This is a genomic window from Legionella sp. km535 (genome assembly GCF_003990085.1).
In the GTDB taxonomy this organism is placed as follows: Bacteria; Pseudomonadota; Gammaproteobacteria; order Legionellales; family Legionellaceae; genus Legionella; species Legionella moravica.
Window position 1 is genome coordinate 20,274 of sequence record NZ_RZGU01000025.1, and the last position, 15,972, is coordinate 36,245.

A 15,972-nucleotide genomic window follows, 5' to 3' on the forward strand; every position below is an offset into this window, starting at 1 on the left:
TAAGATAACTTGAATAAAATTTAATCTCTAGCAAGTTCGCTCATGGAAGGTTCAATCACGCACTTAAATTCCTAATTCTCGATTAAAGGGCTCCTTGTCCAGAATTAGTTTACATGCTAAAAATAAGCTCGTTCGTAAGATGTCAACAGACTAATTCAAAATGTCTTTACGAAATTATAGCAGAATGGACTCAGCAAGGTTGGAAACGACATAATGCAAACAGATAGCATTTCAGATGTTCTGTTCGATGACATCCTCAGTTCTTTCTTATTCTTTTAATGTTAATTACAGGACGTTATTATCATGCCAAGAGACAACCTTTCAGCCCCTTTTTCTATGACTACCTCTGCTGTTCCAGGAACAGTGGGCTCATCAATAATTGGCGCTGCTGCCGGTAGCCAACAATCAGGCCTTGTGTCAACAAAGGTATTACAAGAATGTGATATAGCAGAACGGGATTCTTTATTAAAAGCTTTAAATCTGTTGTCTCATGGTATTGATGAATTTCGTAATGAAAAAGCTCAAGGATTGAATCTCTTTCCTGACGATCTCCAGGATATGCTTGGTATAACGCATAACGGTGCGGCCTCAACTGTAGAGAAAGCATTACTGGGGCCTGTGATGACCGCATCACATAGTGCTCAATTACCTTTGGATGTCAAAGCATGCATTGAAGGGATTCTGAATTCAGCTGAAGACTACAAACAATGGTCACAAACCCAACGAGCCTCTACCCTTGACATAGAACAAGAACTAAAAGATAAAAAAATTGGATTATCGGCAAATTCTCATGCCTTATGGATGAATTTCCGTCATATTTCCGATCAATTGAATAACCATATTGAACGCGATTTCTCTCATAAAGGAAGTGCAGGCAAATCACACGGGATTTTAGTTCAATCCAGTGCAAACAGTGCAACAGCAGGTTCACTGGGAACTGCCAGCCTTATGGCTCTTGTGGTTGATGCCTTAGGCTCTGCCCTGCGTGAACTGAGTGCCGCAGCATATTATTCCAAAGAAGAGTCCAGCAATCCAAAAGAAAAAAATGTATACCTGGCACTAGAGGCATGCTGCAAAACCTTTTCTCAAAGTAAGAACATTCAAGAATCATTAATGGCTCTTCGCAAACTCGAAGAAGCGCTGCTAGATTTTGGTCCTGCAACGGAGCTGCAAGAACACCATAGCGTCACCAGCCCCGAGATGTCCGTCCTTGTCAGAATGTTAACGTCAATGCCATTTGTCAAAACATTACAAGCAGTAAATTCTTCTGTTCTGGCAGTCATTGCAGCAGAGCATGCCTTAACTCAAGATAAAGATAAATTCACTCAAAATACTCAGGAATCAGCGGCCAAAGCCAGTCTTATCAAAGACGTTTCTGGAGGAGATGCTCTTAGCCACTCACAAAATGTCACGGATTTTTGCCATCAATTTGATCATGCAATGATGCATATAGACGGCGAGCTTAATGAGATCCAGAAACATGAAGTTATTGCCTCAAGCGCCATAAGCACCGTACGCAGTCAATCGGCCCTGGTCATCGCCTCCAGCCTTATTCCCGGCTTTATTGGGCTGATTTCACGTGAATTGAGTGGAAGTGCTGACTTTACTAAAAACGACAAAGGAAGTAGTGAAGAGAGTAAAGTAGTCTTACAATCCCGCCAGGAAATGACAGGCGCCGACCTGGATCAACTGATGTCTCGAATATGTGCCTTGCAAGAAAGGCTTGAACGATGCAAAGAATTAGGTGTGGCGGCTCCTGTTGCCTTAGGGATGGGAGAAGCAATAACCTCTGGCTCACTAATTGCGGCTCTGAATGTGATTGCTGGCATGTATTCCGCCCTGAGAGAACTTCGCACATTAGCAGAAAGTCCCAGTATTCCCTTACAACTAAACGAAGCAGAACAATTAAAAGCAAATGAATACGCCGAATCCGCTCTGAACTCCAATAAAGGTAGCGCAGAATCAATCGGAACAGGTCCCGTTTCAGAGAAGCTTTCCTTGAATCAGCATCTCCAAAGTGTCATGGAACAAGTAGTATTAACCCATCGCTCTTATCGAAATTTTATCCTGCCTAATATGGAACGCAATGATCTGGATTCAGCGGGTAAATCCACTATAGCTTTTTCTCAAGGCAACAGCACCGGATTTTTATTAGGCTCATTAGGCGTACTCTCTCTAATAGGCCTACAAAGCGGTATCAGTGTAGAAGCATTATTCGGAGGCTTACGATACAGTCTTGAACTTAAAAGACTGAGTGACGGTGTGGACAAAACACAACTCGATAACGGATTCAAATCCAACCTTAGCTTTGCCAGTAATGCGACCAGGTTGGCCGAACAATCCATAGGCTCCTCTTCAGTCATTCAATCGGGCTCTCAAGCAACTTATTTTCTGGCAGAAACCGCATTTTCTCGTTCAGTGACAGTTGCCTTGTGTCATTCAGGCGCCTTAAAGGAAATACTGCGTCGCCTAATCAATCAGGAAGAAGAACGACTTCAAGAAGACAAACAAATACCCGCGCCAGGATATTCAGACAGTGCTCTTGTGTCTGATGCCATAATACCTCAATTGTATGACAATATTGTGAAAGTTCTGGACGATGCAGAAGCAAATCAAAATCCCATCCCCGGCCTGAATCAGGCGATGGCATCACAACTGGCAAAAGCGACCCATTCCAGCATTGCTGCCGCTTTATGCACTCATAGCGCGTTCATTACCCCTGTTTTAAAATCCATAGTCGTTGCGAAAAAGGCCAGTGTCATTGAGGAAGAAATAAAAAATGAAGCCGTTTCCGCACAAAGCATCGTCAGCAAAGTACTCAGCGAATCGTTAAATGTCATCCAGGCATTCACCAACAACTTTAAAGATGAAATGCTGCACATGAGAGATCCAATTAAGAACAGCACCTCAATACAACTTTCAGCTGAATCAATTGGAACCAGTACAGCGGCTTCTTGTGCCGTGTCTTTATTATGCGAAGAATTATTCGAGATTTGCCTGAGCCGCTCTCTAACGCTTCTGGATAGGGAAAAGATGGCTCAATCGGCTCAAAAATCAGGAGAGTTAACCCAGGAAGAAGCAAAATTAGCGAGAGAAGCAATCGCAGAGGACAGTGCTATGGGTCAAGAGGCTCATTTTACCCACGCTATTTCAGCTCTGCGTCTAACGTTATCGCACCTTGGGGTATCGCTTGGGAATATAGCCTCAGAAATGAATCGAAGTCCCGAACTGTTACAGGATGAATTAGAGATACACTCATCTCAACGCAGCCTGATGCGCAACCTGATCTCAGTATTTAGTCAATGCAGTGCCACGATGTTGGCTCTTACGGCATTAATACCGGTTGCCCCTTTGACTACTGCAGGTAGTGTTGATGCCTTAAGGGAGTTGATACATAACATTGATAGAGAACTGGTTTTAAAGCCTATGCATAGCAGTGCGGATTCAACAAAAGACTGCGGTTCTGATAGCAGTTTATTAACAGGCATAGGCACAGATTGTGTTTCCAGCATACTTTCTACCACCACAAAATTGCTGTTACAGGCTTCCGTTCTGGGTTTGGATAGCACATTGTCCATAGCAAAAATTATGGAGATACTCTGTCTTCACCCAAGGCCAGGAGATGCTTTAGCTCTTGAATTACAGGCATTATCACAACCTAACGGACTCTCACGTAATTCCAACGAGCAATCACAAAGCGTATTGGTCGCGGGAAGCATCGGTACAGCGGGAATGTCACTTGCTAGTAAAACAGGAAAATCTTTTGCGACTGAAGATTCCATTCGCGGACTTCAAGAAGCAGTCAATCAACGAATTGATCGTATTGCCCTTCTGGATGACGAAGAAGAATCAAGTACCCTGAACTTAAAAGGATTTTACGAATTATTAATTCGTCTCATGGTTGAAGGCTCTGGAACTGACGATGCTTTTAAAGAGATTATTCAAAGATTTAATCGCGGCGGCATTATATTATCCAGTTATCATAGTGAGCATGGCGGAATTATTGAAGGTAAAAGATCACATAACTCAAACAGCCTGATTTCAAATAACAGTTTTCAAGGATGTGATGATGCTGATGCTGTATTAACAACCTTTATTGACAGAGCCTATCATTCCGAGCATGCGCCGAATTCCTTACTGGACAGGCTGAAAAACGAATTGCTCCATTATGACAAGTTAAGTGGAAAAACCCAAAAAAGTTGGGCGTATATTGTCAATAAAGTATGTGATCGATTACGTATGGAACACGTTCGAAACAGCATTTTTAATCATGGTGAGCATAAACGCCCCCAACAAACTTTGGCAGAGAAGAGAGAGAAGCTGCTTCATGATTGGACGCGCCGGATAGCAGACGAAGAGGAACTAGCATCCCCCAGTAATTAAAATTGATACGGGTGCTTTTATGCCAAATTTTTTACCCAATGAGGGCTTTAACAAATTAAAACATTCGCTTCCTCATGAGTTTCTTGGTCAGCTAATAAACGAGGAAGCTGTTTTAGCGCAAGCATATCCGCTGCTGAATATGCTCTGCCCGAATCGTGATGAGCTCAATGAATTAAGCATCCGTCTCAACATACCAGAGCCACTGAACAGTAAAGATTTGGCGAGACGCTTAGCCTCCCTGACTTTAGAATTGGAAGGCAATTTTAATGTTAATGCCTTATTTCAATACAGGCTCCCCATCGTGTTAAGTGAGTTTCCTAAACACAGCCGCGTTATTAATCAAACCATTCAGAAATTTAATGACATTATTGAAGCCTATCACAGAAACGAGATTGAGGATCTCTCGGAAACCAATATTGAAGAACATTACAAGGCAATTCTTAGCGCGATTAAGGAGCAAGGCTTTTATCGTGACAGTGATTCCTTTTGGCAATTAAATTGTGATAATGAATCATTATGGCAATTAATAGGAATGCTGGCTGGATGGTCAAAAACATCACCAGTAGATGTGATGAACAGGGGACATATTCCATTAGCAGCTTCTTCATCTGAGCCAGTTGTGCCGTCTTCCTCAATAGAACCCATTAGAACGCCTGTGGAGGTTGCTGATTTACCCCAAGATGCTAAATCCAGTATCAAAAGCCCGTTTATTCCAGAATACAGTTACAATTTTAACGGAGCCGGACGTCTGGATACTGAAACAAATTTTTTATTACTTAACGCTTTTGGGATGAAATTTGGCGGTCATTTTGATGCTCAGGTCAAATATCCCCCGCGTTTCATTCCTTTGGACCAGTTGCATGTTCTTGTTCGACGTCAGCTGTCTCATCGAATGGATGTATGGCCCACTCCATCATTTCAGTTATGGTTGGAAACCACATTAGCGCAACTCGGAGTTGAGTTTATCCCAAAAAACAAAAATGACTGCTCCAAAGACTTGTTGGTAAATCCCTTTTTAAAAGAACCGATCAGTTTTTTAAGTCCCGAAAAAATTAATACCGTACTCAATCAAACCCTGCTGCATTTTACTGATGAAGAATTCAATCCAGGCGCATCTGAAATCGCTATTCTCTCACAATATCTCTTTGAGTTATTACAAGGATTTCAAGTCAATCCAGGGCTGGCTTTGGGCATTGGGGCAAATTGGGATGGAACAGTCAACCTGTCCAACGAGGCTGGTGCCTATGCTTTTAAATTCAGGGAATCCAAGGCGGATTGGGGACGACGATTCAAACACCTCAGCCTTCATCGACAAGGCCCTTCCGAAGCCAAAATGAATGCTGCTATTGGTGTACAATTTGAGCTTCAATCGCTCATCACTGATTTTGATTATATGAGTCAATTGCAACCATCTGAATATAGTGAAGTTGTATACAATGCGCTAATCGATAACCTGGTAACTGATCTTCTTCCGGAACCCTCCTACTTCGAAAATGAGCGTTATCCAAAATACAAAAAACAACATGTGGTCAAAGCAAACGAAAGTGGCTTAATCGAAATTGACAGTTTTTTAATACCGAGCAAACAAGGCACTTATTTTAAAGGCCGAAATGGAGAGGAAAAGCAAACCCCGATGTACCGTCGAGCAGGTACTCTGGACGTCCAGGCATTTCCTAAAAATACGACCTATAGCGAACAATCCAAAGTCTGCTATGCAGGCAATCCCTTGGGGCCGCTGCAAATGCAATTTGCACAATCAATGTATCGAAACGTTAGAGGACACATTGTTTATGATCCTATTGCCCCCGATCAATTTCTGGAAGATGCATATTATGGCCAGGTAATCCGCGGAGATAATGATGATTATTTGCCTTTTATCGGAGTAATCCCCAAGAATTTTGATCGCTATTTTAATCAACCTAATGAACTCTGTGCTTCATTCGTTGTTCGTATGTTGCAATCAGCTCGCATGATGGAATATTGCCCCACCTTCAAGACCGCTTATGATCTCATTAAAACACGATTTTTACCTGATCCTCAAAAGCAACCTCCTGCATTGCCGCAATTTTGCAGCGATTATCTTGCCGAAAAGCACCAGCAACTCATCAGCGCACTTGCCAATAAAGAGCGAAATTTTTCAGAGTGCCAAAAAATACTGTTCAGCCTGGTCAAAAACCTGATTTACAGCCTGTACGACATCGGCCGTGATGATCAACAATTCAAGCAGGGATATTTGGCGTTCATTCATTCCAAAGATACATTTTACCCAATAAATCGTGCCAAATGTGACAAGCTGATCCGCGACCTTACGGTCACCAAACCAGTCGAAGTATCTCCTGAGGCCATGTATCGATATGAACAAATACTGAGCTTTTTACGGGATATTACCTCATATTTCTATCCCCAACCTTCTGAAGAGCTGGCTCAGGAACTAGCCAGGCAAGCAAGACTGCATGTCAATCCTTTATTAAAGACCAAAGCAATAACCGCCTATTTTGATAACCTGAAACGGAGTAAACAGGACAATTTGTCGAGAAAACAAACGCCAGGAATGCTCTATGCCGCGCTAAAACACGGAGGACCCTCAAAGACTGTAGCCCGCGATTACGGACAAATGCACGACTATAATTTTCCTTCATATTATCGTGACCCGGATGGTACGCCACAGGGAGAGCCACAAACACATGATCGGTTCATCGACTGGAGTGCAAAGCGTTTGGGTGCAGGTCTACAAATCATGCATAAATATCATCTATTCGCGTTCATCCACAATCCCATTTATGAGACCTTTAATCGGGCGAGACAAACTGCAGCCGCACATCGTCATGACCCATTAAAACCTTTATGGGCTTTAAAAGGGGCTTTAGAGGGGTTATTCTGGCACGGCATTATTATTGGATTATGGCAAACAACTACGACACCTGTTCACATGCTCTGCGATTTTTTTAGTTGGCAATTGACCCACTTTAAAAGAAAATCCATTAAAAGCATTGAAAATCCATTGACCCTTCCAGCCGCGCCAGCGAATGAATTAAATACAAAAAGTAAGGCATCCGCAGAATCTCGTGATTATCTGCTGAGTTTATTAGGAAAATCAAAACCTCTTGATGCTAAAAAGAATTCGGTAATAGCCTACGCCAGAACTCTGATTCATGTACTATACCCACACCTCCGCCCAGTGGATTTAACTGTTTGCAATCAACAGCTACTAAACGATTTCCCACTGACAGAGGAAGAGTGGAATTCATTTTTTGCGCCGGTGTTAAACCCATCTGAGGATAATGAATTATCTACTCTTCTACATCGATATAACGGAGTTATAAACAACAATCTGATTCAGGCAGTATATCAATGCATCACTAACCCCCGTTTTTCAGCCCAGCCTAAACCGGTATGCAAACAGATAATTTCCAGTTGTTCACTTAATGCTAAACAGAGCGATGTTCTTAATCATATTGTCACCCTATATCAACACACACCTCTGGAAAACAAACTCAATTATATCCAATTATTTAAATTTAACGGTGCCATCCAGAAAGTGTTACAACGAAGAGATCAATTTATCCAAAAAGTTCAAAACTTCATCCTGAACGTATTTGATGAACAGTGGATACTGACTCTGCTCTTTAATCATCACCTGGAACAGCTCACTGCAGAATTAACGCCCCTGACACTGGAACAGACGATTTTGATAATGCCTGACACCATTAAATGGCCGCTGCATCATTTACTCACTGCAAATAATACGCAGGTGCTGGATGACTACATATTAAACGAAAACCAAAAAACTCTTTTACTGAACATACGTTCAATGGCCTCCCTGATTGAAGAACCAGAACACATAAAACAGTTATTGAACCTTTGCCGGGTTGATCAGCGTTGTAAAGAACATGGAAGCAGTATAAAAGAAAAGGCTCATAATAAATGGGCAAAATTTGCAGAAAGAGAATTAAAACACCAACTCTTATCCGATGATGAAGTACACGATATTACCAGTCTCCTCGCCGATAAACTGACAGCGTTTCATGATTTAAATGCGCCTCTGAACAGATTGCCAATCGTTTATCAATCTCTGAATACTAATGAAGGACTGGATTTATTTTATGAAACAGCGACAGCAATTAAAAACAGGCTGGAACACTATCTGCGCCTTAATGATAAAGCGCATAAATCAAAGGTGACCGAAGCAAAAACCCTGCTTAAAAACTTTCTCAACATGAGTATGAATGCCGCGATCAATTCAAGACTGGATCAGGTAAATGTATTTGCTCAGGAAAAAATTCAAAATCCTTTATTAATGAGCAACGCCATAGGCCAATGGTTATCGAGGCTGCAAAAAAATAATTATCATTTACGCTCCTTTTTAGAGCAACAACTGCATCAGGCAGCGTCTCTTGATCACACTCTCTGGCGCTGTAAGTGTATTTTTCAAGTACTGGAACAAAAGCAACCCGCAGAACGAATCAAAAATACGGGGATGCAGTCCTTACTCCGTTTTTGGAGTCAGCATAAAGACAATGTGACCATGACGGGAGAACTCTACATTAATCCGGAGTTTAGTAAACCCAATAAATGTGCCCATACAAACCTGTTCAATGACTCGGTCACTTTGCGGCATGCAATAAGGCGAGTGCGTGAAAAACTTCCGAATACATCCCTTTTTAATATACCTCACAAAATTGCAATAGATGAAGACAACGAAATAGAATTAATTGTGGAGCCTTAACCAGGGCATGTTGCCAAGTTCCGTAATTAATTTAGGTAACGCCCCTGAAGTTTTTTAAGACAATGTTTAAAAAACTTCAGAGACGTTGCCTACTAATGAGAAAACTCGGCATAAATACACCAATTGAGTGCAAAGGAATCAAAAATTGACTCCTTTGCCTGCATGTGAACTCCCATTCAATCCATGCACTATTTAATAAGGATTTGAAATTTGACAACCCAAACCAAAGCATCCCATGCTGCTCGTGGTCGTACTGCATACTACGGGTGAAAAAGTAATGGAAGCAGGTGATGCCGTAACTGCTGTAGCGGTAGTCGTACACACCTGACTACTGGTAGTTGAGGTCACTTTAATATTTGCCCCTTGATAGATTAAAAATTGAGGCCATGGCGTGACGGTAGATATATTGGGAGCTGTCCCATTGTTCGCAGGAATAGTGACATTAATATTTGGATATTGCCCTGATGTATAGGAAATTTGCACATTAAATGCCGGCTGTGGCGAAGGAGGAATAGTACCATTAATGGTTAATAGTGTTCCATTGATGTATCCCTGACAACCCGTTGCAGAAACCAGGGTATTATTGGGAACCAAACCCGCGGCCTTTTGATTGCAATTGGAATCAAACAGACCGTAGTTCTGTTCCGCTGTCGGACCTGGTTTCGCTGGCTCATCATAAGCTTCAAAAGCCAGCACGCCATTAGAGTACCCCGAAGTATTAACGAAATTACTGGTGCTCATTTGATAAAGCGTTTGGAAATACGTTGTCGCGTTTGCAACGGATGGAGCACATGGGCCTGGAGAATTGCATGCATAACCGTTCGTTGTCCCAGCAGTAGCCCATCCTGTTTCAGCCATTAAAAGCACTCGACCCGGAGTATAAAATGGCTGTCCTGGAGCAGCAGGTAATGCTGGTGGATTAGCTGATCCAACAACCTGAATGTAATCCCAGGCTAATGAATTGGTTGGTTGGCTAGTAGTACTTAGTGGAGGAGTCCATACTCCCGCATTTGCCGGAGAAACGCCCCATTGAAAAGGATAAGGATCAAAACCTAAAGGGGCGTTAGCAGAATATTGGGTAATTAAGGTTTGCATGTCTGCGCTAATCGCGGGGCTGGGAGTTACCAAATTACCGCTGATCAGAGCAGAACTCACTGGTGTACTCAATCCCAAGCCTGCAATTGTTGTTTGTAAATCCATCACAGCAGAAGTTAAATAAGCAACATTTGAAACCATGGGATTATTACAAGGAGGGGTTGTATTTCCCGCCTCACAATAATTTTCATGGCCAGCAAAAACAAGGCTGACTGTACTGTCAAATACTGCCGGAGTAACTTCATTAACTACGGCTTGCAGTGTTTGCTGGGCACATGGAATATAATTTAAAGCGCCAACACCTACCGGACATCCGGGATAATTGGTATCACTGGGTAGTTGCGGGATCACCGCCTCATAAATAACCTGCATCCCAAGGGCATTCGCCTGTTTAATAATATCAATCCAACTGTATGGTTCTGTTTGATAGGACCTTACGGTAGTAAATCCTGCATTTTGAAGCTGTTGTAATTCGGCATAGACGTTTGTCGCAGCCGGATTATTTAATGTTCCGGTATAAAAAACATCATGAAAATTAAATGGATACGAGTTGGTATAGTGATTGGGGTTGTAGTCGACGCCTATTAATTGATTAAAAGAAGGCGCCTGCACATTAGTTGAGGTGGTCAACCGATTTGAACTGATTGTACCGATTAATTCAGCAGATAAAGTAAATAAACCGTTGCTGGCAGAATTGAACGTACCGGTAATTTGACATTGTGCTCCACTGGCCAAGGTTCCTGTTGTTCCAGATGGGGAGCAGGTATTGCTGGTGATTAAAAAATTGGGATGCAGGGGATCATTATTTTGTAAAATACGCTGGGTAAAACGAATCTCTGATGCTGAGAAATTAGTAAAAGTAAATGTTGCAATATAATCAGTATTAGTAAATCCTCTACTGGGCAAGGGATTCGCTGATGGGTAATTGATGGTACCCAAAACTCCTGCAGAAGTTGATTGTGCATCAGTAGTCAATGGAGGTCTAATAGTAACCACATTATTGTCATACCCACCATAACTTACCTGTACTGTCTTTTGCCCCGTAGTCTTAGCTGATAAAGAAACACTATAAGTACAATGCTCCCTGGGCTGTAATTTTTTTCCTGAACATTGATCAATAAAAATGAATTCATCGGCATTGGCAGTACACCCTTCGCTAAAAGCCGGACACAATTTCGCGCTAACCTGAAAAGGTTTTTTGAAAGTGAAGGGAAGATTATTTGAAAAAGTATACGTAGCAGTAACCGATCCACCGATCGTAGAAACCTGAGCAGGGAAAGGAGCATCAAGAGTATAAATTACGGGGTTATCGGCACAAACCTGATTGATCATTAAAAAGAAAGCACATATTATGCCTGTTTGATTCATTTCAGCTCCACTAGGCTACTTGATTATTACATGAATTGATAAAGATTAGACCTATTCAATTCACACTATTTAATAAATTCGTTATGTTCTTTTTTATCAAAAAGATAGGTCAATTCAAGAAGAACAGTATTGGCAGTTAATTTACCCAGGTCTATTCGTTGTGAAGTCCACTCTGCTCTTTGGCCATATCCGGTATTGAATGTTCCAAAATATTGATAAGCATAGCCAAGCGAGAGAATGACTTGAGGATTAATCAAAACATCAACCCCCAATCCCAAATCATAAGTGAATTGTGATTTAGTCCGAGCTGCAAAAGAAGGGTTGTCTCTAGGAACGATGCCTGGAAGTGGTTTTTCTTCATAAATCTCTGAATGATTACTTGATAATCCAATACCACCAGTCAAATAAGGCAGGACTCGACCCAACTTCACCAGATCCAGCTTGGTATAAACAGATAAAGTATTAATGCGAACACCCAGGTTGTACTCATAATTGATAAACTCAGGCAACGAGTACTGCATGACCAGACCAGTAATGTCTTTAGCAAAGAAATGTTGATAACGCAGGCCTAAGGCATAGCCAGGTATAAAGAGGCCGGGGCGTTGCCACATTCGTCCCAACATTGCTGAAACAATATAAGGATCAGACCAGTTCGCTGAATAAACATCCATATTATAAGGCATATCAAAATCGGAGCCATTATTTATCGAAAATCCTGCAGGAATACTGGGTTTCATTAGCCCTGCACCAACACCAGCAAACCAGGAGCCATGTTCATTAGATGATGACCAATAGTTATGCATCATTTCACGCGTGGGTGGGGATGATTTTGACTGACTGACGGACTCTGCACTTAGTGGTTTAGTAAGACATAAAGCAAATATTGAGATCACCATCATCAGGGAATCTCTTAAATCCATTTTTTTCATTCAATAGCCTCAAATAATGTGCTGTCACAATCCCCCTGAAAAACGTCTTCTCGAGCGAAGTGAGATCTCTTTTGAAGCCAGAATAGTGTCTGCATTGGGAAATCTGTTACTGCATTCAGGATAACGAAATTCAAAGGTTTATTGAGAAAGAACCCAACATCCCTTTAACTTATTGAAATTACAATAAAGTATGAGCGCCTAAATAGCAAGCGATGAAAAATACTCCGAACACATCAGTATCATCCTGCTACGAGAGCCTCTTATCTTGCTCTTTTAATTCCAGCTTATCCAGTTGCATGACATTATAAATCATTACAGAAATGACCCAGCTGGCCATAAAAACGCCTATGATAACATAGCCTAAAATATCAAGATGGCTGTTCATGTCTTTGATTAAATTCCAAACAATACCCTTCGCCTCAATTTTATTCGCGATCAATCCAAGTACTTCTATTGCTCCCAGACCAAAGGCTACTAAAATCGAAATCAAAGTGATCGTTAAATTGTAATAAATCTTGCGTATTGGTTTCATAAAAGCCCAGCCGTAAGCACCGACCATAAGCATGCTGTCAGTAGTATCTATTAAAGTCATACCGGCAGTGAACAGTGCAGGAAAAATTAATACGGACCAAAAGGATAAACCATGTACTATTTCTGATGCAGTAATTCCCAGTAAGATAATTTCAGTTGCCGTATCAAATCCAAGCCCAAATAAAAAACCCAAAGGATACATGTGCCAGCTGTGACTGATCATCTGGTAGAGACGGCGAAATCGCCTGGCTAAAAACCCCTTGCTGTTCAATAAATTATTAACGTCCTCTTCATGATAATGATTGCCTCTCCTGACGTGCTGAAACACCTTAAAAATAGAAATAAAAATTAAAAGATTCATGAGGGCAATTATTATTAAAAACAAGGACGAAATAGAGACACAAACGATACTTCCGATTTCATGCCATCGGTTTATATTACTTTGCATGAGTGTTGCCGTCGTCAAGGCAACCCCAATTGTCGCGAGTACAACCACTGTAGAATGGCCAAGAGAAAAGAATAACCCTGCAGCTACAGGCTTTTTACCTTCCTGCATCAATTTACGTGTCACATTATCAATAGCGGCAATATGATCAGCATCCACAGCATGCCTTAAACCAAAGGTATAAGCCAAAACAGCCGTACTAAACAAAAGCAGATTATTATGTAGAGCATAAAATGCCCATAGCCATACTATGACATGATACAGAATAAGTCCAACGTATATACCTGTAATTTTATGACGCAGGCTGCTACCATAATCACCAAAACAAGCGAGCAGGTATTTTTGCATTAAAACGACCTCTATTTAAAAATGTTTTATCTGTTATATTTCAAAGCAATTAATGATTTTGCCATATCCCGGCTAAACGCATTTAAATTTGCATTCATGCTCTGGACTAAAGCATCTATACTGACTGCCGGTATTTTTAGATGATAGTAACGATCATATTTTTTAATGACCCGATCCTGTCTTGATATAGAATAGCTGCCACGTAAACTGCTGTTACCAAACACGTCAATTTTGAATTCAGATATATCAATTTGCAGATTATAATCTGGCTTGAATTCAATATCCCAGGGCGCATCTTCCATGACCAGGCCGGGGATAAGCGTATTTAAATTAGCCTTGATAACCCCCTTAATGTTTTTATCCAATGATTCCGCCCATTGATGAAATTCTTCCAATTGCACCCGATTTAAACCGTCATAGATCATTAACTGAGGTTTTTCTGTAAACGCAGGATTATGGATGGGTTCAATGCCAACAGTCAAAAAAGCATGGCGATCAACAGGAGCCGACTTCGCGGGAATAGGATTTAACATGTAATACTCTGGCTGCTTACTTCGCCCACAAGCACATAAAATGAATCCCAATGCCAAAAGAATAATGAACCGACTCTGTTTCACCGTTTACCTCGCAGCAATGATTCCGGATTGCGTGACAAATAATCCGTCAAATTTTGAGTTGATGCGGCTGCATCAGCAATTTTTTGCATGGTTAAATTAAAATAAGCCAGGGCTGGAGGTAGATTTCTATCCATTCTCATTGCCAAAACAGACATACTGTCACTCATATGATTCACTGAATTGATCAGAACTTTCACCTCGTCAGAAGTAACCAGTTTCCTGAATGCATCAAAGGACATTTTAGCGGATTTGATGGAGTCATCGAGTGTAGTCGATTTTTCAACACGGCTCCGAGTAGGAAATACAGGATAATCATTAAAGAATATATCTTTTGAAGGCGTATGAGTATCGGGTTTCACCAATTCAATTTCAGCGTTACCCGTAATAAAATTAGGCGTGGATACTTGAGCAACATAACCATTCTTCATTAGCAAATGAATTGGATTTTGGGTAAATCCCAATTTTTTTTCAACAAAAAATTGAACATAAACGGGTATTCTGACCTTATTCATCGCTCTGTTTTCAGTAATTTCAATCAGCTTTACTTCACCAATTTTAACCCCACGGTATGTAACAGGCGTAGTCGAGTTTAGACCTTTTAAAGAGCCTTTAAAAAACATGACGTACATTTGAGATTGAGAATGGACGTATTCTTGATAAAAAAATACGACTGCCAATATCATCAGGATAAATGCACCAACGACGAACACACCAATTGAGGTATAAAATTTTTCGGATCGCATCCAAGTCCCTATAGATCGATAAAAATAATTGAAACACTACTTATAGTTAACCACAACGACCCTCGAGTTAAAATTCGCGAAACGGCTTTTCTCAACGGAACATGCCTGGTGGCCACCATATAATAGTAATATCCTGCAGTAAAACTGACAATGGAGCAATACAACAAAGTTTTAGCAACTGAATAGAAAAAAGCCAACAAGGTAGTTGTCCGTTCCAAATCCATAAAAAAAATATAGTTACTCATATTAAAAAAATTATGGAAGGTAAGGTACATACTAAAAAAAATAATGATGATCAAATAGGTATACAATAATAACCCTGTACTATTCACCCCAATAATAATTGGCAGTATGTATTCCAGGATCACGTCCTGAGGAGTGCGCTGCAATTTGGTAATTTTGATGCGAGCATTGATAATATTCAAAGAGACCTGAACACAGAGAACAAAGCCGATAATGATGGGAAGAACGTCCTGAATCAGGATTGTTTGTGCTATTGATAACGCTTTATCCTGTAGGTTGAAATTCCTTAAAATCGTATAACTGTTAATGGATAAAGACATGGTCATTAAAGCACAAATGATGATTAATGGCAGTACCAGAGAAACACCTGAGTAATACAATATTTTCCATACATTCTGCCAGGAAATGGTCAAATGTCGGGTTATAATATTTTTAATACTGTGGCTTAAATGCCCAATAAAACTCAAAAAAAAGAATATGGACTTTAAAAAACGTATAAAGTGAACACCGGTGCGATTAAAAGCGTACATTGTTTTTGTCCCTT

The 15,972-nt window shown here is 40.9% G+C and carries 8 protein-coding genes; 2 read left to right on the forward strand and 6 right to left on the reverse strand.

The genetic code is table 11. The features are described from left to right. The first annotated feature begins 303 nt into the window (after positions 1-303). Both ELY21_RS13250 and ELY21_RS13255 read left to right on the forward strand, forming a co-directional pair. The gene (locus ELY21_RS13250) at positions 304-4,383 is read left to right on the forward strand and encodes a hypothetical protein (protein WP_127110210.1); all 4,080 of its coding nucleotides are present in this window, start codon (positions 304-306) and stop codon (positions 4,381-4,383) included. A gap of 19 nt (positions 4,384-4,402) precedes the next feature. Continuing rightward, positions 4,403-9,109 (forward strand): hypothetical protein, encoded by a 4,707-nt coding sequence (locus ELY21_RS13255; RefSeq protein WP_127110212.1) that lies wholly within the window; start codon positions 4,403-4,405, stop codon positions 9,107-9,109. Between the two features lie 192 nt (positions 9,110-9,301). On the opposite strand, the gene ELY21_RS13260 is transcribed toward ELY21_RS13255, so the two are convergent. The 6 genes from ELY21_RS13260 to ELY21_RS13285 all read right to left on the reverse strand — a co-directional run bounded on the left by ELY21_RS13260 (position 9,302) and on the right by ELY21_RS13285 (position 15,958). Beyond that, complete coding sequence (locus ELY21_RS13260; protein WP_127110214.1) at positions 9,302-11,572, reverse strand: glycosyl hydrolase family 17 protein; 2,271 nt, start codon at positions 11,570-11,572, stop codon at positions 9,302-9,304. A 65-nt stretch (positions 11,573-11,637) separates the two neighbouring features. Next, positions 11,638-12,501, reverse strand: a complete 864-nt coding sequence (locus tag ELY21_RS13265) for an outer membrane protein (protein ID WP_127110216.1) — start codon at positions 12,499-12,501, stop codon at positions 11,638-11,640. A 247-nt stretch (positions 12,502-12,748) separates the two neighbouring features. Beyond that, positions 12,749-13,825 (reverse strand): HoxN/HupN/NixA family nickel/cobalt transporter, encoded by a 1,077-nt coding sequence (locus tag ELY21_RS13270; protein ID WP_127110218.1) that lies wholly within the window; start codon positions 13,823-13,825, stop codon positions 12,749-12,751. Positions 13,826-13,851: 26 nt separating this feature from the next. Next, positions 13,852-14,358, reverse strand: coding sequence for a membrane integrity-associated transporter subunit PqiC (locus ELY21_RS13275; protein ID WP_127110220.1), 507 nt, complete (start codon positions 14,356-14,358; stop codon positions 13,852-13,854). Positions 14,359-14,438: 80 nt separating this feature from the next. Then, the gene (locus tag ELY21_RS13280) at positions 14,439-15,185 is read right to left on the reverse strand and encodes an MlaD family protein (protein WP_127110222.1); all 747 of its coding nucleotides are present in this window, start codon (positions 15,183-15,185) and stop codon (positions 14,439-14,441) included. Positions 15,186-15,193: 8 nt separating this feature from the next. Next, a complete protein-coding gene (locus ELY21_RS13285) occupies positions 15,194-15,958 on the reverse strand; it encodes an ABC transporter permease (protein ID WP_127110224.1) in 765 nt (254 codons plus the stop codon). Positions 15,959-15,972: the final 14 nt, after the last annotated feature.

Bases quoted from the DNA above. Each gene is read 5' to 3' on its own strand.
- ELY21_RS13255 (WP_127110212.1), top strand. From the start codon at position 4,403: ATGCCAAATTTTTTACCCAATGAGGGCTTTAACAAATTAAAACATTCG.
- ELY21_RS13275 (WP_127110220.1), bottom strand. From the start codon at position 14,358: ATGTTAAATCCTATTCCCGCGAAGTCGGCTCCTGTTGATCGCCATGCT.
- ELY21_RS13285 (WP_127110224.1), bottom strand. From the start codon at position 15,958: ATGTACGCTTTTAATCGCACCGGTGTTCACTTTATACGTTTTTTAAAG.
- ELY21_RS13250 (WP_127110210.1), top strand. From the start codon at position 304: ATGCCAAGAGACAACCTTTCAGCCCCTTTTTCTATGACTACCTCTGCT.
- ELY21_RS13265 (WP_127110216.1), bottom strand. From the start codon at position 12,501: ATGAAAAAAATGGATTTAAGAGATTCCCTGATGATGGTGATCTCAATA.
- ELY21_RS13270 (WP_127110218.1), bottom strand. From the start codon at position 13,825: ATGCAAAAATACCTGCTCGCTTGTTTTGGTGATTATGGTAGCAGCCTG.
- ELY21_RS13280 (WP_127110222.1), bottom strand. From the start codon at position 15,185: ATGCGATCCGAAAAATTTTATACCTCAATTGGTGTGTTCGTCGTTGGT.
- ELY21_RS13260 (WP_127110214.1), bottom strand. From the start codon at position 11,572: ATGAATCAAACAGGCATAATATGTGCTTTCTTTTTAATGATCAATCAG.